Below are 23,052 nucleotides of genomic sequence, written 5' to 3'. Positions count from 1 at the left end.
AATTATGCCTACCCCCACTAAGGGTCCGCGCCTCGGAGGCGGCCCGGCTCACGAGCGTCTTATGCTCGCGAACCTGGCAGCAGCACTGTTCGAGCACAAGCGGATCACCACCACGGTGACCAAGGCCAAGCGCCTGAAGCCGTACGCAGAGCGCCTGGTGACCTTCGCCAAGCGTGGCGACCTCGCTTCCCGCCGTCGTGTACTCGGCCTGATCAGCAACAAGGGCGTCGTCCACGAGCTGTTCACCGACATTGCACAGGCAGTAGAGAACCGCGATGGCGGCTACACCCGCATCACCAAGATCGGCAACCGCAAGGGCGACAACGCTCCCATGGCTGTCATCGAGCTCGTCCTTGAGCCGGTTTCCGCCAAGCAGGCCGTTGTAGCCGAGGCTACTTCCGCTGCCAAGCGCGACGCCGACAAGAAGGAAGCCGCTGCTGCTGCACCCGTTGCAGAAGAAGAGGCTGCCGAGACCGAAGCTGCTCCGGAAGCCGAAGCCGCTGAGACTGAAGCTGCTGCAACCGAAGAGGCTCCGGCCGCTGAGGAAGCTGCTGAGAAGCCGGCCGCTGAGGAAAAGGACGCGAAGTAATTCGCTGAAACCTTCGCATAGACTTAAGTCTATGAACCACCAAGAACCCGCTGCCCCCGTTTTGGGGGGCGGCGGGTTTTTGCGTATCCGGATGGATTTGGCGTACGACGGCGGACCCTTCAACGGGTGGGCTGTCCAGCCCCGCATGCTGACCGTCCAGGGCGTCCTGGAGGATGCCTTGGCGCTCCTGATCAGGCGCAAGGTGCGGGTGACGGTTGCCGGCCGCACCGACGCCGGGGTCCACGCCCGCGGACAGGTGGTCCACCTGGACCTGAGCGCAGAAGAATGGCAGGGGCTGAACCGCGGCGCTGAACTGGATCCCGCCGTCGCCCTCCTGCGGCGGCTGCGCGGGGCACTCAGCCGCGGACTCGGCGACCTCACCGGTGCCGTTGAGGTGCACAGCGTCTCCGTGGCCCCGGCGGGGTTCGACGCACGGTTCTCCGCGCTGTGGCGCCGGTACAGCTACCGCATCGCGGACGGGCCGGCGCTGTGGGACCCCTTGGGCCGCTATTCCACGCTCTGGCACAAGGAAGAACTCGATGTGGCGCTGTTGAACGAGGGTGCGTCCAAGCTCCTGGGGCTGCAGAACTTCCGCTCCTACTGCAAGCCAAGGGAAGGGTCCACCACCATCCGCGAGCTGCAGAGGTTCGAGTTCGCGCGGGGGAGCGACGGCGTCATCGTGGCCACCGTGCAGGCTGACGCGTTCTGCCACAACATGGTGCGCGCGCTCGTGGGGTCGGCCCTGTACGTCGGTTCCGGGGCGGAAAAGCCGGCGTGGCTCTATGAGCGCCTTCTCGAGCAGAAACGTGACGCGAAATCCGTGTTGTCCGCGCCGCACCCCCTGGTGCTCGAGGAAGTGGCTTATCCCTCGGACGGCGAACTGCTGGCCCGGGCCGAGCTGACCAGGGCGTTACGCAAGTAGCATCGGCACGCGGAGTGGTCAGGCCGGTGAGCCTAACAGTTCATCGCCTGATGGCAGTGCGACGGTAAATGTACTGCCTCGCCCGGGTTCGCTGGAACAACTGATGGTCCCGCCGTGCCGTTCGACAATGGTCTTGGTGATTGACAAACCCAGTCCGGCGCCCGGAATGGCGGCGTCACGCGCTGGTTTGGCACGGAAGAAGCGCCGGAAAATCTTAGCAGAATCATCCGCGCTCATGCCCATCCCCGTGTCCTTGACCGAGAGCTTAACCCACTCCGCAGTTCGTTGGGCACTGATGCTGACCACCCCGCCGTCGGGCGAGTACTTGATGGCGTTTGAGACGAGGTTGTCCAAGGCTTGGCCGATTCGGAGCGGGTCCGCGTAGGCCCAGAGTGGCGAGGGAACATCCTTAACCAAGGAGATGTTAGCGCGGTCCGCATGGGCGAGGGCCGAGCCGATAGTGGTCTCCACCAGGCCAGCGAGGTCTGTTCGCTTGGGATGTACTTTCAGTGCGGAAGAAGCGGAAAGAGATAGATCGGACACCAAGGCGAGCAGCCTCTCGGAATTGCGTTGTACGACCTCGAGTCGCTGGACCGATATCGGCGAAATCTCCTGCAGATCATCGAGTACCAGATCGACGTTTCCAAGAATTGAATTCAACGGTGTTCTGAATTCGTGGGAAACATTCGATACAAGTTCCTCATTTGCGGCTAAAGCTTCGACCAGACCCGTCACGTCGTTGTAGACGATCACCGCTCCGGTGAAATCACCGTTTTCGTTCTCTAGAGACTTTGCCGCAGTGGAGACCGCACGCTGTGCTTCTCCTTCCCCGAACCAGACAAGGTAATCTGCGAAGGATTCGCCGTCAAGCGCCCGGCGGATGGGACGTCTTTCCGGGGCCAACGGGGTGATTCTGTCCCGGGCGAAGATCAGCTGATCCTTCTCTTCGAGCTTTGCATGAGGGTTTCTATAAGCGGCGCCCTGCTGCAGCGACAACTGCCAGTTGTTCGTGAGCAAGCCCTGCCCGGTGGGATTGACGGCGACAATTCCGACGTCGACAGCTCCGAGAATGGTTTTGAGGAGGCCTTCCCGGTCCCGGCTCTGACGAAGTAACTCCCGTAATTCCCGGTCCTTCTCCTGCAGCTGGCGCTGTTGGAGCCGCATGTTCACACTGGCAAAGCGTATGGAAAGCGAGACGGCAAGCATCATCACTGGAAGGAGAATGACCGAGGTGATGTCCGACGCCGAGGGATTGGGTAACTTCCCAATCAACGTGGGCAGCATGATGAGCAGTGGCCCGACAAAGCTCAACGTCACGCCGGTGCGTGCGAGCATCCCTGACGCTGACAACCAGATAACTGGAAAGATGGCCAGCACACCTAGGCCGGGGAGTATGGGTCCGGCGCCGTTACGGGAGAGCCAGAGGGCCAGAAGGTCCAGGACAGGAATGATGAGGTAGGCGCTCGGACGTAACCGTTCCCATGGAACGAGAAAGCATGCCATGAACAGGCCAACATGGAGGACGGCGCCGGCTATGTACAGGGGACTATGCAACAGAGCCGGCCAGGCAAACGGGGTTGCCACTGTAAGTGCTGTCACAATAAGTGTGAGGGGAAGCTGGCATAAAGCCACTTGTGCGCGTGTACCTAGGCGTCCGAAGTACCGCTTGGTGCCGATCTGCAGCAACCGGTCAGTCATAGCGCAGACTCCAATTCTTCGACATCAATCCGGTCAGCCCTGAAATTGCGCGAAATAGTAAAGCCCATGGCCCTGTCTTTCGTTACCCCCAGAATGTGCGTCTCGTGTCATCATAAGTGAATTTGCCGGACGAAAGACAGAAAAGAGTGTAAATGGTGGTTGTTCCTTGTACCGTAGGGTCAGTTGGGGCGGAAACAAATATCGGCGCTGGGCTGGTAGGAGGCACTTTTCGCTGAGTGTGTGGGGGCAACAATGGATGGTCTTGGAATAGCGGTAGTAATTGAGGACGACGAAGATGTTCGCAACCTCCTCGAAGGTGTGCTTAGCCAAGCCGGCTTCGAGGTTCACACGGCCATGGACGGACGGCGGGGCGTCGAGGTGGTGCGACACAAGCAGGCAAATATTGTGACGTTGGATGTTGGCCTTCCGGACATAGACGGTTTTGAGGTTCTCCGGAGGATCCGCAACTTTAGTGATGCCTACGTCGTGATGCTAACCGGCAGGACCGAGGAACCCGATCTGCTGTCTGCACTAAATGCGGGGGCGGATGACTATATCGCCAAGCCCTTCAGGCCGCGTGAGCTCCGTGCCCGGGTTGCGGCCATGCTGCGCCGGCCCCGCCATGACATCGTGCCGCAGCTACCAGCGCAGGGAGTGGCGCCGGCCGCTCCTGTAGCGTTCGGAGACACCGGGGTCCTGCGCCACAACGGTCTGGTTCTTGACTTCAAGACGCGATCGGTAGCAGTGAATGGAAAGGATCTTGAGCTGACTCGAAGCGAGTTTGATCTCCTGCATGAACTCCTGCGCCGTGAGGGAGCCGTCTGCACCAGGGCAGACCTTGTGAGGGCAGTCCGTGGTGATTTCTATGAGGAAGATACTTATATCAGCGAATCTGATGAGCGAGCCGTGGAGGTTCACATTGGCAACCTCCGCCGTAAACTACAGGAAGATCAACAATCGCCTAAGTGGCTGCAGACGGTTCGTGGTGTCGGCTATCGGCTTGCGCCGAAGAGGCCTGATCTGACCAGTTGACCGCGGATATCAGCCGTTTTTAATGTAAGTGGCCTGAAGCTCGGAAACCGTCTGGCAGCCGTCCTTAGCCACCCGCTCCATCAGCGATTGGCCCTTGCCGAAATCACCTTGGCGGATTACTTGCTCCAGTGCCTCCGCCAGCCGGGCCAAACGTACGCCGCCGACCATGGCAGACGTGATTTTAAGGCTGATGACGGCGTCAAGAGCCGACGCTAGGTCCTGGTTCTCAACGGCTGCGGCCAGGCGGTTGTAACGCCGATCCCACATGGCGGTGTAGTCCCGGGCAAAACGGACAGCAAGCACCGCCCCGTTCAGTTGTTCTTCCAGATCCTCTAGGACTTCCGGGTCAACCAGAGGCAAGAGATCTTCCTCCAGCGTCAGCTCGGCACCATCTTCCACACCCGATCCTTCGGGCACAGTGGCGGGCGACGTGCCTTTGCCACTGGGCTGAGGATCTGAAATGAACATGGTTTAAGGCTACGTCCTGTTTTCTTGTTAGGGGCCGAATTCAGCCGATCCTGTGGAAACCTTGAGGGGATCTTGGGACAGGGGGCGGTTTGCTTCTATTGACCGCTGAAAGCTGTAATTGCACGAATCGCCGTGGGGCCAAGAATGGCGATGAACAGCACCGGGAAGATAAAGAAGAGCAATGGGAAAAGAACCTTCACCGGGAGCTTCATAGCTTTTTCTTCTGCCCGTTGGCGCCGCTTAACCCGCATGACCTTTGCCTGGACGCGCAGTACCCGGCTGATGGCGATTCCGTAGGCATCCGCCTGGACTACCGCCTGCACAAAGCTCCGGAGTTCCGGAGCGCTGGTGCGCTGCGCGAGACCCAGGTAGGACTCACGCCGACTGCGGCCAACCTGCATGTCCTGCAAGGTTCGTACCAGTTCCTCAGCCAAGGGGCCCGTACCGTTTTGTCCTGCCCGGGCCATGGCCCCTTCGAAGCCGAGCCCCGCCTCCACCGAAATCAACATCTGGTCCAGGGTGTTTGCCAGTTCGAGCTGAATGGCCTTCTGCCGCTCCTGGCCCTTGCTCAACAAGAGCAGGTCAGGGATGAAGTAGCCAAACAGGAAAACCACAAGACCGAGCAACTTCAGCACCGGATTGGACCCCGAAGTACCGAGGAACAACCCGAAAAGTGCGCCTGCAAGTCCGAGAGCGGGCTTGGCAGCGAGCAGGCGGCCCAACGGTATTGACGCGGGTCTGCCGGCAAGACTAAGCATTTGATCCAGTTTGCGGACGTAGGCAGCGGGGGTGATTCTGCGGCCGATACGCAGAAAAATTCCTTCGTCTTCCCGGGATTCTCCGGCATCGAGGGTTTTGCCCCGGGTCAGGTTGTTGCGGACTGCCTCGTCGGCTTTCTTGTCTGTGCTCAAGAACGACCAGGCGAAGTAGGCCAACGCCAGTGCTACCAGGAGGCCGGCGACGAATACGTGTAGGTTCATGGTTGCCTGCTCAGAACTTCAGATCGACGATCTTGCGGAGCCAGAGTGCACCGATTGTCATGAATACGACTGACACCCCGATCAATACCCAACCCAGCACCTCTGTGAACATGACGTCCATGTAACCCGGGCTGATGATCATGAGGATGGCGATGATACCGACAGGCATCGCCATCAGGATGTAGGCGGAGAATTTGCCTTCAGCGGCCAGCGCTTTGATCTGTCCCTTTATTTCGGCGCGCTCGCGGATGGTTTCATTGACCTGGTCCAGCACCTCTGCGAGGTTGCCGCCCACTTCACGATTTATCTGGATGGCCTGGGCTATCCACACAAAGTCTTCGCTTTGCATGCGCTCGGCTGTGTCGTTCAAAGCAGATAACAGGTCCCGCCCAAGGCTCGTTTCCGTGACGATGCGGCGCATTTCCTGGGCCGTCGGGCTAGGTGATTCGGCGGCGGACGCGTCGATGGCGCGCAGGATACTGTGGCCCGCGCGTAGGCCGCCGGTCAGCAGGTGTAGCGTATCGCCCAGCTGGTCATCGAACTGCCCCCGCCGCTTGGCCGCACGCTGTTTGAGGTAGAAGTGCCCCGCAAACGGAACTGCCAACGCGAACACGACCGCGAGGAAAGCTCCTTGGAGTATCAGCCCAGCCAACCCGGCGACGCTGGCGCCAGCTGCTACGAGGATCGTAAAGTCCGCCTGGTTGAGTCGCACGCCGGCACGCTCAAGAGCTTCGGCGTTGTAAAGCCGCACATTTCTTGCGGCAAGGTATCGGTTCAGGTCTGCTGCGGCGGAGCCGATAAACACCGACACCTGGGATTTCGCATCCTCTTCGTAAGGACGTCGGCGGTCCCGTCGGACGGGCGGCTGGGACTGAACTACGATGACCATGGCTACGGTAATCGAAGCCAGCGACATGAAGGCTATTCCGAGGAGTAACACGCGAGTCCCCCTAGCCCCTGGCGGGCGAAGGCTGCCCGCCAGTAGGACCGAATACACCGGGGGACACGTATATACCCATGTCCTCGAAGCGGTCGATGAAACGGGGGCGGATCCCCGTGGGGATCGGTTTTCCGAGGAATTTCCCGGCGCTGTCCACTCCGGCTGAGAAATCGAACACGAACGCGTCCTGGAGTGTGACGATGTCCCCTTCCATTCCTTGGACCTCTGTCACATGGGTGATGCGGCGGGTTCCGTCCCGGAGCCTTGAGATCTGCACAATGAGGTGGACAGCCGAGGCAATCTGCTCGCGGATGGCACGGAGCGGAAGATCCATGCCTGCCATGAGGACGAGCGTCTCCAGGCGGGCAACAGCGTCCCTGGGCGAGTTCGAGTGAACGGTTGAGAGGGAACCGTCGTGGCCCGTGTTCATGGCCTGGAGCATGTCAAGGGACTCACCGCCGCGGACCTCACCAACCACAATCCGGTCCGGGCGCATACGCAGCGAGTTGCGGAGCAGTTCACGGATCGTGACTTCGCCTTTACCTTCTGTATTCGGCGGGCGGCTTTCCAGCCGAACCACATGATCCTGCTGGATCTGAAGCTCGACGGCGTCTTCGATGGTAACGATGCGGTCCGTGTCCGGAAGGAAGGACGAGAGAACATTTAGCAGCGTGGTCTTACCCGTTCCCGTTCCCCCGGACACGATGATGTTCAGTTTGGCTTTGACACACGCGTTCAGGAGTTCCGCCATTTCGGGCGTCAACGTACCAAAGTCAATCAGGTTCTTGACCGTGAGGGGAACCTTGCTGAACTTACGAATGGTCAAGGAGGACCCGCCCACGGCAAGCGGCGGGATCACTGCGTTAACACGGGAACCATCTTCCAACCGCGCATCGACCAGTGGCGACGATTCATCGATGCGGCGGCCGACCTTGGATACAATGCGCTCAATGACCGTGCGCAAGTGATCCTCCGAGCTGAAGCGCGAATCCGTGAGCGTAAGTTTGCCTTTGCGCTCAACATAGATCCGGTCCATCCGGTTGACCATTATTTCGGTGACTTCTGGATCGTCCAAGAGGCGCTGTAACGGCCCGTACCCCAGAACGTCGTCAGCAACGTCGCGCACCAGACGCGTGCGCTCGTCCGGTGACAACGGAACCTGTTCAGCGTCGATGATCTGGGTCAGCTCATCCCGGGCTGTGGTCCTTAGCTCGTCTTCCGTGACAGATGAATCGCTGAAGCGTGCCCCCATTCTTTCGAATAGGGCAGTTGCCGCACGTTGTTTGAGCCCGGCGAGGGCATCCACGGACTGGGCCTTGGGCGGAGCCGGCTGCTTGGGCAGGTGGCCCACACCCTCATGCTTTTCCTGCTGGGTGATAACGTCAGCGGGCTGGGCGGCCGCAGCCAGACGGGGTTTCTCGGGTGAGGCATCCGCGGGCGGTGCCTGGGCCAAGCTGATGCGTTCTGACAGCTTCATCGTACGACTACCCTTCGGTGCTGCTGGCGCTGGGCCTTGAGGCGCCAGGCAGGATTGAATCTCTCCACCAAGCGCTGTAAAGCCTTAACTGCGGGATCCTTGCGCGCGTTCTGGAGGATGGGAACCCCGCGGTTGGTGGAGTAGGCCACAGCCTTGGAACGGGCAACGCTGATGTCTACGGGCGCGCCCACGGTTGCCTCCACGTCCTGGACCGACAAACCGGATTTCGAATCGGCCATATTCAGCACGACGTGCCGGGATGACGGCAGGATGTTCAGTTGGCGCAGGACGTCCAGGCCGGAACGCAACCCGCGGACACTGGGCACGTCCATTCCCGTCACCCAGACGGCATCAGTACAGTGTTCCAAGCTGGTGAGCACTGTTTCGGTCAGGCCGGGCGCGGTATCGATTACTACGTAGTCGAATTCCCCGGCCAGTTGTTCCAATAACCGGGAGATCTGCTCGACCGTGATTTCGTCCGCTTCCACAGGATTCCTTGGAGCGCAAAGCGCGTAGATGCTAGCGGGATGGACCGTCAGGAACGCCTTGAGCACCAGGGAATCCTGGCTGGCAGAAGGAGTCACGGCGTCGGTCACCGTATGTTCCGGATCCAGGTCCAGGCCTGAAGCCACATCGCCGAACTGCAGATCCAGGTCGACGATCACGACGCTCATCGGTGCAATTTTGCCCAGGCCCACGGCAATATTCGTAGCAATCGTCGTCTTGCCTACTCCACCTTTCGGGGAGAAGACGCCAATGACCAAGCCCCTGGGCGTCGGGTCGCCTGTCTGGGCCTCGCTCGTGCGCTGGCGACTGGCAAACGCCTGGCAGCCACGCTCAAGGATCACGCGTATCTGGGCAGGCTCGGAGGCAGGATGCAGGACATCCCGGATCCCGGCGCGCATGGCTTGCAGAACGGTGTCCGGGTTTGCTTCTGCGACGAGAATGACGCTAATTTCAGGAAACCGGACGTCGAAAATAGTGGCGAGTCGCAGCGCGTCATCAATCGGTACCTCCGGCCCAAGGACCAGCACTTCCGGCTGTTCCTGGTTCATCTGGTCGAACAAATTTTGCGGTTCGGAAGGGATCACGTCGGTTGCGAAGGTGTGAACGGCGCCGTATAGGCCCTCGGCCACCGCCTGCCGCAGCCGGAGGTCAAAATCAGCGTTCGGGGTAATGAGGGCGAACCGGCTCACTTGTAGATCCTGCTCTTGCGAATGACTTCCGGGGCGCCCTGGGTAGCGTCCGAAGGTTCCTTGCTTAACCAGATCGTGCCGAATTCGGCACCGAAGACAATCCGGGAAGCGGCGGCATCATCTACGGCCACCGTAACCATGATGGTGCCGGTGGGGAGTGCCGGGGTGTCGGTGGTTTCTTCTTGAGTTGGCACCGCTGTCCGCTGGATTCCGGTAATCAAGACTCGGTGGAAGACGAACTGGGTGGTTTCGGGATGGGCCTCCGCAACTTTCGGGTCTTGTGGCCCATCGCCGAAGGAAATGAACACCCCGGCCGTGTCACCCGCCACGAGTCGCGCGCCTACAGTGCGCTGGGGATCCAGTGCAAAGGACACTTCCTGGAGTCCTGCCGGAACGGGAACAGATCCCGGAGTTTGGAGTTCGGCTGGGTCTACCAGCCGTTCTGCTACAAGTTGCTCGCCGGCCACCAGGTCAGCGCCGGTGACCTTTCCGGCGGCTGTCTCCAGGTTTTTTAGCGCGCTGCCCGGTACCGCGTCAGCAGGCATGGGTTTTAGGGCCAGAGATTCGCGGAGAGCTTCCACAGGAGTGCCGGCCGGTACGGCCTTTTGCACTACAAGGACGTCGACCGGCTTCAAGCCCTCCAATGCCCGACGGTCCGCGCCTTGGGCGTAGGAAAAGACCAGTATCACTCCGATGATTCCGAGCAGGACTGCAGCGGATCCTGCCAATAAGCGAGACTTCACTGACTCTCCTGTTACTGGGATTTACTAGTTTGTCATACGCACTATGGTGGCACCATACGCGTCCACAGGACCTAAGGTATAGCCATCCGCGAGCGACACATAGTTAACAAATCGGCCGATAATGCCACGGCACTCACCACGGCATTCGGTGGCTGCCGTAACGCCGGTGTCGGTTGATGCCCTGTTTTGAAAGGTATTTGGCAGGGTGGTGTCACCACTGAATTTCCAGCCAACTACTTTGAAGGCGGCAAAAGCCACCATTCCGTAGCTGGCGCCGTTTCCGGTCCCGGAGGTGGTGTTAAAGATGGGCAGTAGGACCGTTACATCCCGGCCGGCGGTGATTTCATCGCCCCATTTCTGAAGAGTGCCGGAGCAGTTGCCGGGCGCGTTGTTCCCGGGGTCGCTGCCGCCTTCACTTAGTGCGAGATCAATCGTCCCCCCACATACGCCCGGATCCTGGACCAGCCAGCCGAAGCCGCCCTCCACTGCGGCGCCAGATGGTCCGTAGAGGCAGTCTGCGTTGTTGTTCTTTCCTTTATCCTGCAGGAGCTGCAAGGTGCCGCCGATCTTGTCCTTTACCTGGCAGATGGAGAAGGCGAGTGGAAAGGCAGTGCGTCCGGCTTTGGGGCTCCCCCAGACTGCAGAGGAGCGGGCGCCCACTTCTGCATTGGTGATTCCGAGTGCCCGTGCGAAATACAGCGACACCGAATCGGCGGCCCCTCCGGTTTCGCGGGCAGATGTTCGCACCGTCACCTTCCTGATCGCTGTATCCAAGGTGATGGACTGAACGTTGCTCATGCCATCGAGTGCATTTTGGTTGGCAAAGCTCGAGGCCAGGGGAGAGCTAGAGGAGCACTGGGGATCACTAAGGTTCCGAGCGCATTTCTGGGCGATCCCGAGTGCTGAAGCATCGGCGCCGTTTTGGAGCTGCGCGCGTTCGGAGTAGAGGGCCCCGACGTCAACGGCCAAGGCGGTAAAGCCTAGTAACACGACCATGAGCAGGGCGACGATGACTGCGACTCCGCCATGCTCATCTTCGTCGGGCAAAGTCCGGCCTTCTAGCCCCCGCATAACATCACTCCCTTTCCGGTCAAAGCAAACGGGCCGGCGAAGCCTGTGATGGTGCTGAGCGTATAGGTGATGGTTACGGTTATCTGCTGGGTAGGTATGCATGATGGCTGCGAAAAGGAAATATTGGAATCGGCGAGTGCGGGGTTGAGCGAAACTGCCGCGTTCTTTGTTGCCGTCCTGGCAGCGGCCGGGTCATTGGAGATTGCCATGACGCGCACGCCTTCCCTGGCCGCGTTGGTCAAAGAAATCTGGGCGTTGAAAGCCCTGCCGAATTCCATAATTCCCAGCACCAATGCCAGCAGGACGGGCAGGACAATAGCGAATTCGACAGCGACGGCTCCGCGTTCGGAATGTCCGGGCATGTGGTGCCGTCCTTTCGGAATTGTTTGGTGACGACGTTGGGTGGTGGGCCTTTTGGCTCCACCACCCAACTTAGGTGAATAGCGTTAGGAACTGCGAACGACTAGGGCGCGGCGGGAGCAGCGGGAGCAGCGGGGAGTTTGCCGGTGATGCTGTCGAAGAGTGCATCGAGCTGACCGCCGAGCAGGATGACTGCGGCAATGATGACGACCGAAATGAGGCCGACCATGATGCCGTATTCAACGGCGGTGGCGCCTTTTTCCTCGCGGAGGCGGTTCTTCAGGTTGATGCCGAGGGTCTGGAGGGTGGCGATAAGTGAAAGCATTTTGTACTCCTGAGCGAGTTGGGGGGGGCTGGTCCATCACCAGCTCTAATACGAAGTTAGCAAGCAGATTTGGGCTTTGAGCCGGATCTTGGAACATCCTGCGCAAAGGCTTATGGACCTGCGTATTTCCTGCGTCTTTCCACGGTGGAGCCTGCGCCTATTCACTCAACGACGCGGTCCAGGCGTCCACAGGGGTTCATCGCCCGCGCAGTCAGTGAACATCCGGTCTTGCAGTCATACTTCGACGGGACTGCGCAGGCTGCAGTGGGGTGGCCGCTATTTGGTCCGAATGCTTCGACGAAAATAGAGCGGAACAGAATTTTGGCCTGATTAGTGAATCGCTGAAACCACCATCCGAATCGCCCCAGGCTCCCGCAACTTCACAACTATTGGCTCGGACGCCTTCTCGCAACCAACGGCACCGCCCCTTCCTGAGCAAACACTCACCATAGGGACTGTCCCCCGGTTTTGTGGGGACTGTAAGAAAAACGGTAGATACGGCGTGGTCTGACCGAAATGCAAGGTTACGACCGTGCCCTAAGAAAGGACCTATACCAAGACCGGAAACCTGTGGCCTGACAACCGGAGAGCGCTCAGCGCAGTTCGACGACATCTAGACCACCGTCTCCCAGGACACCCGGCCGGATCACCGAGAAGGTCTAGGAGGGTATGGCCAAATCCACCCACAGGCCCCTGGGCCGCGTCTACCCGGAGCTACCCATCGTTGCTGTTCACCTCACGGTCCGCGATGGGCAGGTGGGCAGCAAGCTCGGTGTCGGCCGGGCGTTACCGTGAACGGCTAAGTCAACATTCGCGGAATCTGGGCCAGAGACGGTGGCGAAGGCGAGAAGTACTGACGCGGGGTTTTGACGGAAATTAAGAACCGCGGCATGGAGGACATGTGCATCTCGGTCTACGGCGGGCTTAGTGACGCGATCCCTTGACTCCCAAGGCAGGGCCGGGCAGCTGGGCCACGACGTAAAGGACGGCTTTGAACGCGTTCGCGATCGTGTTCGAGGGCAGGATCAACTCACCACGAGCCAGGCCCATCGATAACTTGCCAGGACCCTCTGCGTTCGGAATGTCCGGGCATGTGGTGCCGTCCTTTCGGAATTGTTTGGTGACGACGTTGGGTGGTGGGCCTTTTGGCTCCACCACCCAACTTAGGTGAATAGCGTTAGGAACTGCGAACGACTAGGGCGCGGCCGGAGCAGCGGGAGCAGCGGGGAGTTTGCCGGTGATGCTGTCGAAGAGTGCATCGAGCTGACCGCCGAGCAGGATGACTGCGGCAATGATGACGACCGAAATGAGGCCGACCATGATGCCGTATTCAACGGCGGTGGCGCCTTTTTCCTCGCGGAGGCGGTTCTTCAGGTTGAAGCCGAGGGTCTGGAGGGTGGCGATAAGTGAAAGCATTTTATACTCCTGAGCGAGTTGGGGGGGCTGGTCCATCACCAGCTCTAATACGAAGTTAGCAAGCAGATTTGGGCTTTGAGCCGGATCTTGGAACATCCTGCGCAAAGGCTTATGGACCTGCGTATTTCCTGCGTCTTTCCACGGTGGAGTCTGCGCTTCGGCTGCTTCCGGGGTGTGAAATCGGCGCACGCAAAAGAACTCCCTCAGCCTGGTGGGCTGAGGGAGTTCATGTACTCCGTGAGTGGGTGTTTCGGTTTCCCAGGAAGGCCCTGAACGAGCACTCACACGCGCTCAGGGCCTTCGCCCGGCGTGAGATCCCGCTCCTCGGCGCCGGGTGGCAACGGATCTCCACGGTTCTGGGTACCGGGGAGATCCGGGTCTTGGGCCGGGAGTTCCGGCGGGTTGGCTAGCTCAAGGCCTCGACGATGCTGATGGCTGCGGGGCCGAGGAGAACGATGAAGAGCACGGGAAAGATGAACAGCAGGAGCGGGAACAAGACCTTCACCGGCAGTTTCATGGCCTTTTCTTCGGCCCGTTGCCGGCGCTTGACCCTGGCTTGCTTGGCCTGGGTGCGAAGCACCTTCGCGATGCCGATGCCGTACTTATCGGCCTGGACCACCGCCCGCACGAAACTCCGCAGGTCCTGGACGGAAGAACGGGCCGCCAGTGCGGCGTAGGCTTCCTGGCGAGGGCGGCCCACCTGGATGTCTTGAAGCGTCCGCATCAGCTCCTGGGCCAGCGGCCCGCCCCCGTATTCTCCCGATCTTGCCATGGCAGATTCGAAGCCCAGGCCTGCCTCAACGGAAATCAACATCTGGTCGAGGGTATTCGGCAGCTCGAGTTCGATGGCCTGCTGGCGCTTGATGCCTTTGTTGTAGACCAGGAGGTCAGGGACAAAGTAGAACAGCACCGTGATGAACAGAGCCAAACCGAAAATCGGAGGCGTCGGGGACTTGCTGATAAGAAGTAACCCGAACATGGCGCCACCAAGGGCGAGGAGCGGCTTCGCAATGATGAGCTTCTCCAGTGGCATGGATTCCGGGCGTCCTGCCAAGGCCAGCCAGCGGTCCAGTTTCGCTTCGTAGCTGCCGGATGTGAGCCGCTTGGAGATCCCCAGGAAGATCGGGGTCCTTTGGATCGCGGAGTTAGAGCTCTGGGTAAAGCCTTGTCCAAGATTCGTTTGGACGGCCAGCGCACCACGCCGGTCCAGCGTGACCAGAACCCAGGTGAAGTAGGCCAAAGGCAGCACAACCGCTGCGATGATCAGCCAGGCTATCGGAGTCATGGCGTTCCTCCCTAGAACTTAATTTTGACGGTGCGGCTCATCCAGAAGCCGCCGATGACGAACATCAGAATGCTTACGATGAGCAAAATGATGCCGATGGGGTGAGTGAAGAACACGTTCATGTAACCGGGGTTCATGATGCCGATAATCATGGCGACACCTACCGGCATGGCCATCAGGATCCAGGCTGACATTTTGCCTTCAGCGCTGAGGGAACGTACCTGACCCTTGATCTCGCTGCGCTCACGGATCGTGCCGGCTACTTCTTCCAGTACCTCGGCAAGATCGCCACCAACCTCCCGGTTGATCTGGATTGCCTGTCCAATCCAGCGGAAGTCCTCGCTATCCATACGCTCTGCAACCTCATCCAGGGCTTGACGGGCGTCCTTGCCGACCCGCGTTTCGGTGACTACGCGGGAGAGCTCTTCCGACGTCGGGGCGTCAGCCTCCTGGGCCGCCGCCTCGATCGACCTCATGACACTGTGGCCTACGCGAAGGCCGCCGATCAGCATCTGGATGGTATCTGTGAGCTGGGCTTCAAACCGTCCCCGGCGCTTATCCCTGAGCACGGAGAGCACAAGCCTCGCCAGAAACGGAGTCGCGATGGCGAATAGGATTCCGAGGAGTATATTCGTCAGCAGCGAGACGACAGTGCCGGCCAGTAAGGAAGCCACGAAGACCATCACGGTGAAATCGGCGGGCGCCATCTTTACGCCGGCGTTGTACAGAACAGCCCGGTTATACGGGCCGCCCGACTCGCCGATCACGCCGCCCATGGCGGATACCGCTGTGTTTGAAACGCGGCTGATCGCTGACTGGCCCTGATACACATCGGGACGCCGTCTATTGGCCGGAATCGAACCGTGACGAGGCTTCAGGACAACCAGGAACACCACGAGCAGCGCCCCGAAACACAGCACAAGGGCCGTAATGAACAGTGCTGGCGAGTCCACGGCTACCGCCTTCCTGTCGCGACGGGCGTAGCGCCGAAGATGGCCGGTGACACCGCGATGCCGAGGTCTGTAAAGCGGTCCAGGAACCGCGGCCGTATCCCCGTCGAGACGGGCCGCCCGAGGAAGCGTCCTTGTGCGTCCATGCCGGCGGAGTAGTCGAAGAGGAACGCGTCCTGGAGCGTAACGATGTCTCCTTCCATGCCCTGCACCTCCGTCACATGGGTGACCCGGCGACTGCCGTCTCGGAGCCTCGTGACTTGGATGATGAGGTCCACCGCTGACGAAACCTGCTCGCGAATGGCACGAAGGGGCAAGTCCATCCCGGCCATCAGCACAAGAGTCTCCAGTCGGGCAACGGCGTCGCGCGGCGAGTTTGCGTGAACAGTGGAGAGTGAACCGTCGTGGCCGGTGTTCATAGCCTGCAGCATGTCCAAGGACTCACCGCCGCGGACTTCGCCGACGATGATCCGGTCCGGTCGCATGCGGAGGGAGTTTCGGACAAGTTCACGGATGCCGACGGCACCTTTTCCTTCGATGTTTGGCGGCCTGCTTTCAAGGCGGACCACGTGCTCCTGCTGCAGTTGGAGTTCGACGGCGTCCTCGATGGTCACGATCCTGTCCTCGGCGGGGATGAAGGAGGAGAGGACATTGAGCAAGGTCGTTTTGCCGGTACCGGTGCCGCCGGAAACGATGATGTTCAGCCGCGCACGGACGCACGCGCTGAGCAGCTCCGCCATTTCGGGAGTGACAGAGCCCCACTCAATAAGGTTCTGGACCGTCAACGGCACGTGGCTGAACTTGCGAATGGTCAATGAGGGCCCGTTGACCGCCAGGGGAGGTATGATCGCGTTGACACGCGAGCCGTCTTCCAGCCGTGCATCGACCAGCGGCGAGGATTCATCGATGCGCCGGCCCACGCGCGACACAATCCGTTCAATGACTTTCCGCAGGTGGTCATCGGAACTGAACTGGTAGCCGGTCAGGGTCAGATGCCCATGCCGTTCGATGTAGATCTGGTCAAAACGGTTGACCATGATCTCAGTAACGGAAGGATCTTCCAGTAGCCGCTGGAGCGGCCCGTAGCCCATGACCTCGTCGGCAATTTCCCGGATAAGCCGCCGTCGTTCGTCGGGGGAGAGCGGGACCTGCTCCTGGTCAATCACGGCGGACAGTTCTTCAACTGCCATGGAACGAAGGTCTTCCTCCGATGCTGATGCGTCTGCAGATCGATTTCCCATGCGTTCAAACAGCGCGAGCGCAGCCCGTTGTTTCAAGCCCGCCAGCGCATCGAAGACCTGGACGACAGGGGCGCCGCCCAAATTCAACGCTGAGGCAAGCGGTGTGCTGGCCGGAGCGGCCGGCTGCTGCTCGGCCGACGCAGGTACCGCCCGAGGCGTGTCCTGTGCGGGCTGGCCGGATTCGTTAGGGGTCACATTCGTTTGTGACCGGGTCAGGCGATCTGAGAGTTTCATGACACAACCACCCTTCGGTGCAGTTTGTTGTGGGTGGAGGACACCCAGGCGGGATCGAATCGGTCCACCAGCTTTTTGAGGCCCTTCGAGGCGGCGTCCCTGGTGGAGCTCTGCAACACCGGGACGCCGCGATTGGTGGTAAACGGAAGGGTGCGTGACCGCGGAATCACGGTATCGATCGGGACACCGATGGTCGCTTCGACGTCCTGCACCGAGAGGCCGCTCTTACGGTCGGCGAAGTTGAGCACGGTGTGCCGGCCCTGTGGGAGCAGCTGCAGGTCCTTCAGCACGGTGAAGCACTTGCGAAGGCCACGGACGCTCGGAACGTCCATCCCGCAAACCCACACACCGTCAGTTGCCAGCTCCAGCGTCGCCAGCACGTGCTCGCCGAGACCTGGTGCGGTGTCGACCACCACGTATTTGAACTCGCTTGCCAGCTGGTTGATGAGCCGGCTGACATGATCGGCAGTGATGTAGTCAGATTCCGCAGGTGTCCGGGGAGCGCACAGGGCGTAGATGCCTGCCGGGTGAACCGTGAGGAACGCTTTCAAAACCATGGAGTCCTGGGAAGCAGCGCCGTGCACGGCCTCTGTGATGGAGTGTTCCGGTTCCAGCAACAACCCCGATGCAACGTCCCCGAACTGCAGGTCGAGATCGACAATCACCACCCCCATGGGCGCCACCTGGCCAAGGCCGATGGCCAGGTTGGTAGCTACCGTGGTTTTGCCGACGCCGCCCTTGGGTGACATGACTGCAATCACCCGTCCGCGTTGCTGGCCCGATTCCGCCGCCGGGGCCATGCCGCGCCGGCGGCTGGCTGAGGCGAGGCAGGCCCGTTCAAGGAGCACCCGCAGGTCGTTGACCACGATTTCCGGGGTGACGACGTCACGGATACCTGAATGCATGGCCCGGAGTACCAGGTCCGGCGTGGGCTCGGCGACCAGGAGCAGGCTTACCTCGGGGTACTGGAGATCGAAGACGGTTGCGAGCTTCAGGGCATCCTCGGGGGCGACGCCGGGGCCGAGAATCAGAACCTCCGGCGGGGCCCCGTTGAGTTGCGCGAAGACGTCATCCGGTCCGCCGGAGAGAACGTCCGGCGTGAGCGTTTGCAGCTCACCGTGCAGCGCCCCTGTGATTGCTTGCCGGATGCGCCCCTCGAAGTCCCGGACTGCCGTGATAGCCACAAACCGGCTCATTAGTACAGCCCTCCAAAGGTGGTGACCGGCGGATCGCTCTTGGTGGATGTATCGGTCTGCTTGGCGAGCCAGATGGTGCCGAATTCGGCGCCGTAGACGAGCTTGGCGGCATCGGCGTCGCTCCTGGCCACGGTGATAAAGGCGGATCCGTTAGGCATTTCGATGCCCTTCTCCGTGGTGCCACCGGAGTTCTTTTCCGTCTCCGGTGCAGCTTTCTGAACCGCGGTCACCAGGACGTCGTGGAAGAGAAGGCCGGTGGACTGTTTCCACCCTTTGACCTCGGCCGGAACGTTTGCGCCGGCCGGCATCTCTTCCTCGGACTTGAAGGAGGTGTAGACGGTTACCTTGTCGCCAGCTTCGAGCCGGCCGCCAAGGATCCGTTCGGGTGCGAGGAGGAAGGTAACTTCTTCCAGACCGTCAGGTACCGGCACGGTGCCGGGCAGGAGGTCGCGGGGGTCCACGAGCCTAGCCTTAAGGAGTTGCTCACCGGGCTCCAGGCCCACTGAGGTAATCTTCCCCTTGTAATCGCTCAGGCTTTCGATGGCCCCCTCCGGTACGGCGGCCTGGGGTATCGCTTCGAGCTGGACCTTGTTGTTGAGGTCTTCAGCCTTGGTTCCGGCGGGAATTGATTCTTTGACAACCAGGACATTGACGGGTTCGAGACCTTGCGCTGCCCTGTTGTCGGCCCCTTGAACGTATACAACCAGTAGTACGGTTCCGGTGATTGCCAACAGCAGTGCTGCGATGCCTCCCAGTAGGCGTGATTTCACTTGACTAGCTCCTTGTCGATTTCTTAGTGCGACTTTTGATGCGACGGTTTCGCTTACGGAGGACTCAGCGGCTATTTCGAAAGCCAGACTGATGACGCTCCGTAGTTGGGGTTTCCACCGCTCGATGCCAGACCCTCATCCAGGGAGACGTAGCGGGTGAAATAGCCCTGGATGCCCCGGCAGTTGCCGGTGCACGAGGGCGCTGCGGGGTCCAGGTTTGTGAGTGACGGACCGCCGCCAAACTTGTAGCCGGTGACTTGGAAGGCAATGAACCCGACCAGACCGTACGTAGCGTGCTGGCCGTTGCCAGACGCGGTGCTGAAGATCGGGATGAGGATAGGCTCCTCCAACAGGGTGGCGATTATTCCTGTGCATTCGCTCGGGAAGTCATTGCCCGGGTCGTTACCGATCTCTGATTCGGCGATATTGATGTCCGCCGAGCATCCGGTGTCCCGGTCCAGCCAGCCGAAGCCACCCTCGGCGTAGCCGTTTTGCGGGACGCAGCCCGGGTAGTCCGGAGTGTTTTCGTCGTAGCGGAGGAGGATGTGGGTCGGGATGGGATCGCCGGTGAATTCTCCGGTCGAGTTCAGTTCCGCCAGCTGGCTCGGCGAAAGGTACTGCTCGAAGACGCACTGGCTGATGGTCCAGGGCAGCGTCGTAGCCTCATTCGGTGCGCCCCAGGTGGCCTCGGCCACTGCCCGGATGTCGGTGGTTTCAAACCCCATGACCCTGGCGAAGAAAAGCGAGAAGGTGTTTGCTCCGGAGCCGGCATCGCGGGTGTTGGTTTCAACGCGAACCGTCGTGGCACTTGGGAAGGTGATGGAGGTGACGCCACTGGAGCTGTCATTGCTGTTGGAGTTGGCCAGGAACTGGCCGGTTGCGTTCACATCCCCGCACGCTCCGTTGGCGCAGTCGCCCGCGATGGCCAGGGCGGACGAGTCGGCGCCCGTCTGAAGCTGCGCCTTTTCCGCGTACATGGCACCCACGTCGACGGCGATGGCTGCGAAACCCATCAGGACGACGAGCAGGAGGGCCACAAAGATAGTTGCCGCTCCGCGCTCGTTGTCAGAACCGCCGGTGCCAGTGGTGGCGACATGCCGGCCTTTGCTGCTGCGACGCGCTGTCAGCCACCGCATCTCATCACCCCTACTCCCGTCATGTTCAAGGGAAATATGACCGGCTGGCCAAAGAAGCCGGCATCAAGGAAGCCGGACAAGGATGGAAGGGTCAGGCTCGTTGTGACTGTGACGTCGGACCCCTCCGAGCAGCTCCCGGCGTTGCTTGTGACCCCCATGCCCAGGCCCGCCAGAGATGGCGCGGCGGCGGCGGCGGTCCCGGCGACGTCGAGAGAGCCGTCGTCGTAATGGATGGCGGCATGGCGGGCGCCTTCGCGCGCTGCCTGGGTGAGCGACACCTGAACGTTCAGGGCCCGCCCGAATTCCATAATGCCGATGACCAGCAACAGCAGCACGGGAAGGACAATTGCCATTTCCACTGCCACGGCCCCGCGTTCTTTCTTTTTTGATTTCACGACGGTCTCCCCAGACACTTCGTTTTCCATTGGCGGATTGCCCGGAAATGCAACTGTTCCGGTGGCGGCGACTGCCGCCACCGGAACAGAGGCAATACCGAGGGTGCGGGCTACAGGTTGCCTGCGACACCCGTGAAGAGGTTGGCGATGGCCGGGCCCAGGATGAGGAGGGCTGCGATGACGACGACTGCGATGAGTGCGACCATCAGGCCGTACTCAACCATCGTGGCGCCCTTCTCTTCCCGGGTGAGGCGGGTCTTGACGCCGGCGATAAAAGCAACCATGGAGACCAGTGCAGAGTTCATTTTCGTGTTCCTTTTTGTGAGTGCTGAATTGGCTTCGAATTCCCCGCTCCCCCCAAGAAGGTGTTGCTGGAACTTCGATGCACTAAGGAATACAGGAGTCACAAATAGCCACACAATGAGTGGATGTACTCGTCTTTTTGACACCGGAATCGGCTGTCTACTTGGTGTTACAGCCCTTTATTCCCGCTACCCAAGTACGCGACTACTTGGTGTACTCGGAAACGGCTAGCGGGGGAACACAGAGGGCAGGAGAACCCGGCCGATCTCGTTGCCCCAGAGCACTGCCAGTATGCAGCCCAGGAACATGGACGGACCGAAGGGAACTGAGGTCTTCCGCCCCGCAAATCCGCTTGTAACAAGGATCACACTGGTCACTGCGCCCACAATAAAACCAAGGGCTATACCCAGTATCAAGTGGCCAATAGAGAGGTAGCCCAAGTACAAACCAAGTGGTGCTGAGAGCTTTACGTCGCCCATCCCCATTCCGCGGGGAGAAATAAGGGCCAAAATCAGGTAAACCACGAAAGTTACGGCGCATCCGATGGCTGCTACCAACAGATTTCCCCATCGCTGGCTCATAGCGGCGTCCCAAAGCAGCAGCAAAAGCCCGACCCCAAGCGTGGGAACGACCATCCTGTTGGGCAAAAGCTTGTGCTGAAGGTCGATCCGGGAGAGTAAAAGGCCAGCTGCGCAGAGGAATAGGAAGGCCGGCAGTACCCAGGACCAGCCGAATCGCCAGGCCATCGCCCCGCACAGCAGTGCGGTGCCAACGGCGCCGGCAGCACCGTGCCAGCGGACGTGCCCCAGCTCAAGGGCGGGCAGCAGTCTCCGCGTGACCTGGAGGGCGAGGGGAGCCGCGGCAAGACCAAGGAGGGCGCAGGCGATTACCAGCGGGGCAACCGGGGGCAATTCAGTCAACGGGGCACCTCAGCTCCAAGTTGTTCGTGATTCTCGCTGCGGGCCCCGGGCAGGAACCGGCGCAGGCTGGCTACGTAGAGCCTATTTTGACCAGCGGCCTCAGTACCCGCTATTCTTGATAGTCGTTGTGCGTGTCCTTTCTCGATGATGCGTGCCCGCTGAGAATCCGGTTGCAGGATAACTACTCCTCGGGCACATTCGAGACGTCTGGACCACTGGATTCATAGAGCCCTCACCTCTGTTCCGGTAGCGCATAGATAGTAGGTGCACACGCTTACGTGACACCTAAACAAGAACGCCAGAACAAGAACGAGGCAAACACCGTGCGTACGTACACCCCGAAGCCCGGCGATATCAACCGCCAGTGGCACGTCATTGACGCCACCGACGTTGTCCTTGGTCGTCTCGCCAGCCAGACCGCAATCCTGCTGCGCGGCAAGCACAAGGCCACCTTCGCTCCCCACATGGACATGGGCGATTTCGTCATCATCATCAACGCCGAGAAGGTCGCCCTCACCGGCGCCAAGCTCGAGCAGAAGCGCGCTTACCGCCACTCCGGCTACCCGGGCGGCCTGACCTCCGTCAACTACGCGGAGCTGCTGGAATCCAACCCGGTCCGCGCCGTGGAGAAGGCCATCAAGGGCATGCTCCCGAAGAACTCCCTCGCTGCACAGCAGCTGGGCAAGCTGAAGGTTTACCGCGGTGCAGAGCACCCGCACGCCGCCCAGCAGCCCAAGACTTTCGAAATTTCCCAGGTCGCCCAGTAGTCCTGGCCACCAAACAACTTATCTATACAAGGAGAACCGTGGCTCAGAACGAAGAGACCACCGAAGCCGTTGAGGCAGAGGAAACCCTGACCAGCTACACCTCGGAAAGCGGAGCTGCTGAAGCTGCTGCGCCGAAGAAGGAGCGCCCGGCACTGACCGTTGCCGGCGCAGCTGTTGGCCGCCGCAAGGAAGCTGTTGCACGCGTTCGCGTTGTGCCCGGCTCCGGCAAGTGGACCATCAACGGCCGCGAGCTGGCGAACTACTTCCCGAACAAGCTGCACCAGCAGGACGTCAACGAGCCCTTCAAGATCCTCGATCTTGACGGCGCCTACGACGTCATCGCCCGCATCCACGGCGGCGGCCCCTCCGGCCAGGCCGGTGCGCTGCGTCTCGGCATCGCCCGTTCACTGAACGAGATCGACGTCGAGAACAACCGCGCCACGCTGAAGAAGGCCGGCTACCTTACCCGTGACGCACGCGTCATCGAGCGTAAGAAGGCTGGTCTCAAGAAGGCCCGCAAGGCTCAGCAGTACTCCAAGCGCTAAATCCGCTTCCCGGAAGCCCGTCCCGCCACTCGGCGGGGCGGGCTTTCGCCGTTAAGAAAGACAGTCGGCCCGTGGTGCCCGGCCCTTGGTGCA

25 protein-coding genes are annotated in these 23,052 nt (G+C 60.6%); 5 read left to right on the top strand and 20 right to left on the bottom strand.

Annotated elements, in window-relative coordinates; translation table 11 throughout:
- Positions 1–4: 4 nt before the first annotated feature.
- The gene (gene rplQ / locus Q8Z05_RS01565) at positions 5–589 is read left to right on the top strand and encodes a 50S ribosomal protein L17 (protein ID WP_305941786.1); all 585 of its coding nucleotides are present in this window, start codon (positions 5–7) and stop codon (positions 587–589) included.
- Positions 590–620: 31 nt separating this feature from the next.
- Positions 621–1,511: a tRNA pseudouridine(38-40) synthase TruA gene (truA, locus tag Q8Z05_RS01560; protein WP_305941785.1), complete on the top strand. Its 891-nt coding sequence runs from the start codon at positions 621–623 to the stop codon at positions 1,509–1,511.
- Positions 1,512–1,529: 18 nt separating this feature from the next.
- On the opposite strand, the gene Q8Z05_RS01555 is transcribed toward truA, so the two are convergent.
- Positions 1,530–3,209, bottom strand: coding sequence for a sensor histidine kinase (locus Q8Z05_RS01555; RefSeq protein WP_305941784.1), 1,680 nt, complete (start codon positions 3,207–3,209; stop codon positions 1,530–1,532).
- A 252-nt stretch (positions 3,210–3,461) separates the two neighbouring features.
- Here Q8Z05_RS01555 and Q8Z05_RS01550 point away from each other — a divergent pair, with 252 nt between their 5' ends.
- Positions 3,462–4,241, top strand: a complete 780-nt coding sequence (locus tag Q8Z05_RS01550; protein ID WP_305941783.1) for a response regulator transcription factor — start codon at positions 3,462–3,464, stop codon at positions 4,239–4,241.
- Between the two features lie 9 nt (positions 4,242–4,250).
- Here Q8Z05_RS01550 and Q8Z05_RS01545 read toward each other — a convergent pair whose 3' ends face one another.
- From Q8Z05_RS01545 to Q8Z05_RS01455, 19 genes are all read right to left on the bottom strand, one after another.
- Positions 4,251–4,709 (bottom strand): Hpt domain-containing protein, encoded by a 459-nt coding sequence (locus tag Q8Z05_RS01545; protein WP_305941782.1) that lies wholly within the window; start codon positions 4,707–4,709, stop codon positions 4,251–4,253.
- A 95-nt stretch (positions 4,710–4,804) separates the two neighbouring features.
- Entirely contained in the window at positions 4,805–5,689 is an 885-nt protein-coding gene (locus tag Q8Z05_RS01540; RefSeq protein WP_305941781.1) for a type II secretion system F family protein, read from the bottom strand.
- 10 nt (positions 5,690–5,699) lie between these two features.
- Positions 5,700–6,578 carry a type II secretion system F family protein gene (locus Q8Z05_RS01535; RefSeq protein ID WP_305941780.1) on the bottom strand — a complete coding sequence of 293 codons (879 nt, stop codon included), beginning with the start codon at positions 6,576–6,578 and terminating at the stop codon, positions 5,700–5,702.
- A gap of 61 nt (positions 6,579–6,639) precedes the next feature.
- Positions 6,640–8,106, bottom strand: coding sequence for a CpaF family protein (locus tag Q8Z05_RS01530; RefSeq protein WP_305941779.1), 1,467 nt, complete (start codon positions 8,104–8,106; stop codon positions 6,640–6,642).
- On the bottom strand, positions 8,103–9,302 hold the full coding sequence (locus Q8Z05_RS01525) for an AAA family ATPase (protein WP_305941778.1): 1,200 nt from the start codon (positions 9,300–9,302) through the stop codon (positions 8,103–8,105). Before Q8Z05_RS01525 ends, Q8Z05_RS01530 begins: the two co-directional genes overlap by 4 nt.
- On the bottom strand, positions 9,299–10,030 hold the full coding sequence (gene cpaB, locus Q8Z05_RS01520; RefSeq protein WP_305941777.1) for a Flp pilus assembly protein CpaB: 732 nt from the start codon (positions 10,028–10,030) through the stop codon (positions 9,299–9,301). Before cpaB (Q8Z05_RS01520) ends, Q8Z05_RS01525 begins: the two co-directional genes overlap by 4 nt.
- 39 nt (positions 10,031–10,069) lie before the next feature.
- The gene (locus tag Q8Z05_RS01515) at positions 10,070–11,092 is read right to left on the bottom strand and encodes a pilus assembly protein TadG-related protein (RefSeq protein WP_371745909.1); all 1,023 of its coding nucleotides are present in this window, start codon (positions 11,090–11,092) and stop codon (positions 10,070–10,072) included.
- 11 nt (positions 11,093–11,103) lie between these two features.
- On the bottom strand, positions 11,104–11,478 hold the full coding sequence (locus Q8Z05_RS01510; protein WP_305941775.1) for a TadE/TadG family type IV pilus assembly protein: 375 nt from the start codon (positions 11,476–11,478) through the stop codon (positions 11,104–11,106).
- A 101-nt stretch (positions 11,479–11,579) separates the two neighbouring features.
- The gene (locus tag Q8Z05_RS01505) at positions 11,580–11,801 is read right to left on the bottom strand and encodes a Flp family type IVb pilin (RefSeq protein WP_305941774.1); all 222 of its coding nucleotides are present in this window, start codon (positions 11,799–11,801) and stop codon (positions 11,580–11,582) included.
- 1,194 nt (positions 11,802–12,995) lie between these two features.
- A complete protein-coding gene (locus tag Q8Z05_RS01500; protein ID WP_305941773.1) occupies positions 12,996–13,217 on the bottom strand; it encodes a Flp family type IVb pilin in 222 nt (73 codons plus the stop codon).
- A gap of 406 nt (positions 13,218–13,623) precedes the next feature.
- Positions 13,624–14,502 carry a type II secretion system F family protein gene (locus Q8Z05_RS01495; RefSeq protein ID WP_305941772.1) on the bottom strand — a complete coding sequence of 293 codons (879 nt, stop codon included), beginning with the start codon at positions 14,500–14,502 and terminating at the stop codon, positions 13,624–13,626.
- 11 nt (positions 14,503–14,513) lie between these two features.
- Positions 14,514–15,455, bottom strand: a complete 942-nt coding sequence (locus tag Q8Z05_RS01490; protein WP_305941771.1) for a type II secretion system F family protein — start codon at positions 15,453–15,455, stop codon at positions 14,514–14,516.
- Positions 15,456–15,457: 2 nt separating this feature from the next.
- Positions 15,458–16,927 carry a CpaF family protein gene (locus Q8Z05_RS01485; protein ID WP_305941770.1) on the bottom strand — a complete coding sequence of 490 codons (1,470 nt, stop codon included), beginning with the start codon at positions 16,925–16,927 and terminating at the stop codon, positions 15,458–15,460.
- Positions 16,924–18,123 carry an AAA family ATPase gene (locus tag Q8Z05_RS01480; protein WP_305941769.1) on the bottom strand — a complete coding sequence of 400 codons (1,200 nt, stop codon included), beginning with the start codon at positions 18,121–18,123 and terminating at the stop codon, positions 16,924–16,926. Before Q8Z05_RS01480 ends, Q8Z05_RS01485 begins: the two co-directional genes overlap by 4 nt.
- On the bottom strand, positions 18,123–18,893 hold the full coding sequence (gene cpaB, locus Q8Z05_RS01475) for a Flp pilus assembly protein CpaB (RefSeq protein WP_305941768.1): 771 nt from the start codon (positions 18,891–18,893) through the stop codon (positions 18,123–18,125). The genes Q8Z05_RS01480 and cpaB (Q8Z05_RS01475) overlap by 1 nt, the downstream gene beginning before the upstream one ends.
- A gap of 71 nt (positions 18,894–18,964) precedes the next feature.
- Positions 18,965–20,029 (bottom strand): TadE/TadG family type IV pilus assembly protein, encoded by a 1,065-nt coding sequence (locus tag Q8Z05_RS01470; RefSeq protein ID WP_305941767.1) that lies wholly within the window; start codon positions 20,027–20,029, stop codon positions 18,965–18,967.
- On the bottom strand, positions 20,017–20,424 hold the full coding sequence (locus tag Q8Z05_RS01465; protein WP_305941766.1) for a TadE/TadG family type IV pilus assembly protein: 408 nt from the start codon (positions 20,422–20,424) through the stop codon (positions 20,017–20,019). The genes Q8Z05_RS01470 and Q8Z05_RS01465 overlap by 13 nt, the downstream gene beginning before the upstream one ends.
- 110 nt (positions 20,425–20,534) lie before the next feature.
- Positions 20,535–20,729 (bottom strand): Flp family type IVb pilin, encoded by a 195-nt coding sequence (locus Q8Z05_RS01460; RefSeq protein ID WP_305941765.1) that lies wholly within the window; start codon positions 20,727–20,729, stop codon positions 20,535–20,537.
- A gap of 225 nt (positions 20,730–20,954) precedes the next feature.
- Positions 20,955–21,647, bottom strand: coding sequence for a prepilin peptidase (locus Q8Z05_RS01455; RefSeq protein WP_305941764.1), 693 nt, complete (start codon positions 21,645–21,647; stop codon positions 20,955–20,957).
- A 323-nt stretch (positions 21,648–21,970) separates the two neighbouring features.
- Here Q8Z05_RS01455 and rplM point away from each other — a divergent pair, with 323 nt between their 5' ends.
- A complete protein-coding gene (gene rplM, locus Q8Z05_RS01450; RefSeq protein WP_011692756.1) occupies positions 21,971–22,414 on the top strand; it encodes a 50S ribosomal protein L13 in 444 nt (147 codons plus the stop codon).
- Positions 22,415–22,452: 38 nt separating this feature from the next.
- A complete protein-coding gene (gene rpsI / locus Q8Z05_RS01445) occupies positions 22,453–22,959 on the top strand; it encodes a 30S ribosomal protein S9 (protein WP_205652756.1) in 507 nt (168 codons plus the stop codon).
- The last annotated feature ends 93 nt before the right edge of the window (positions 22,960–23,052 follow it).

The sequence above is a fragment of the Arthrobacter oryzae genome, assembly GCF_030718995.1.
Lineage (GTDB): Bacteria > Actinomycetota > Actinomycetes > Actinomycetales > Micrococcaceae > Arthrobacter > Arthrobacter oryzae_C.
The sequence above is the reverse complement of the archived record's forward strand: the minus strand, read 5'-3'. Positions and strand labels throughout refer to the sequence as shown.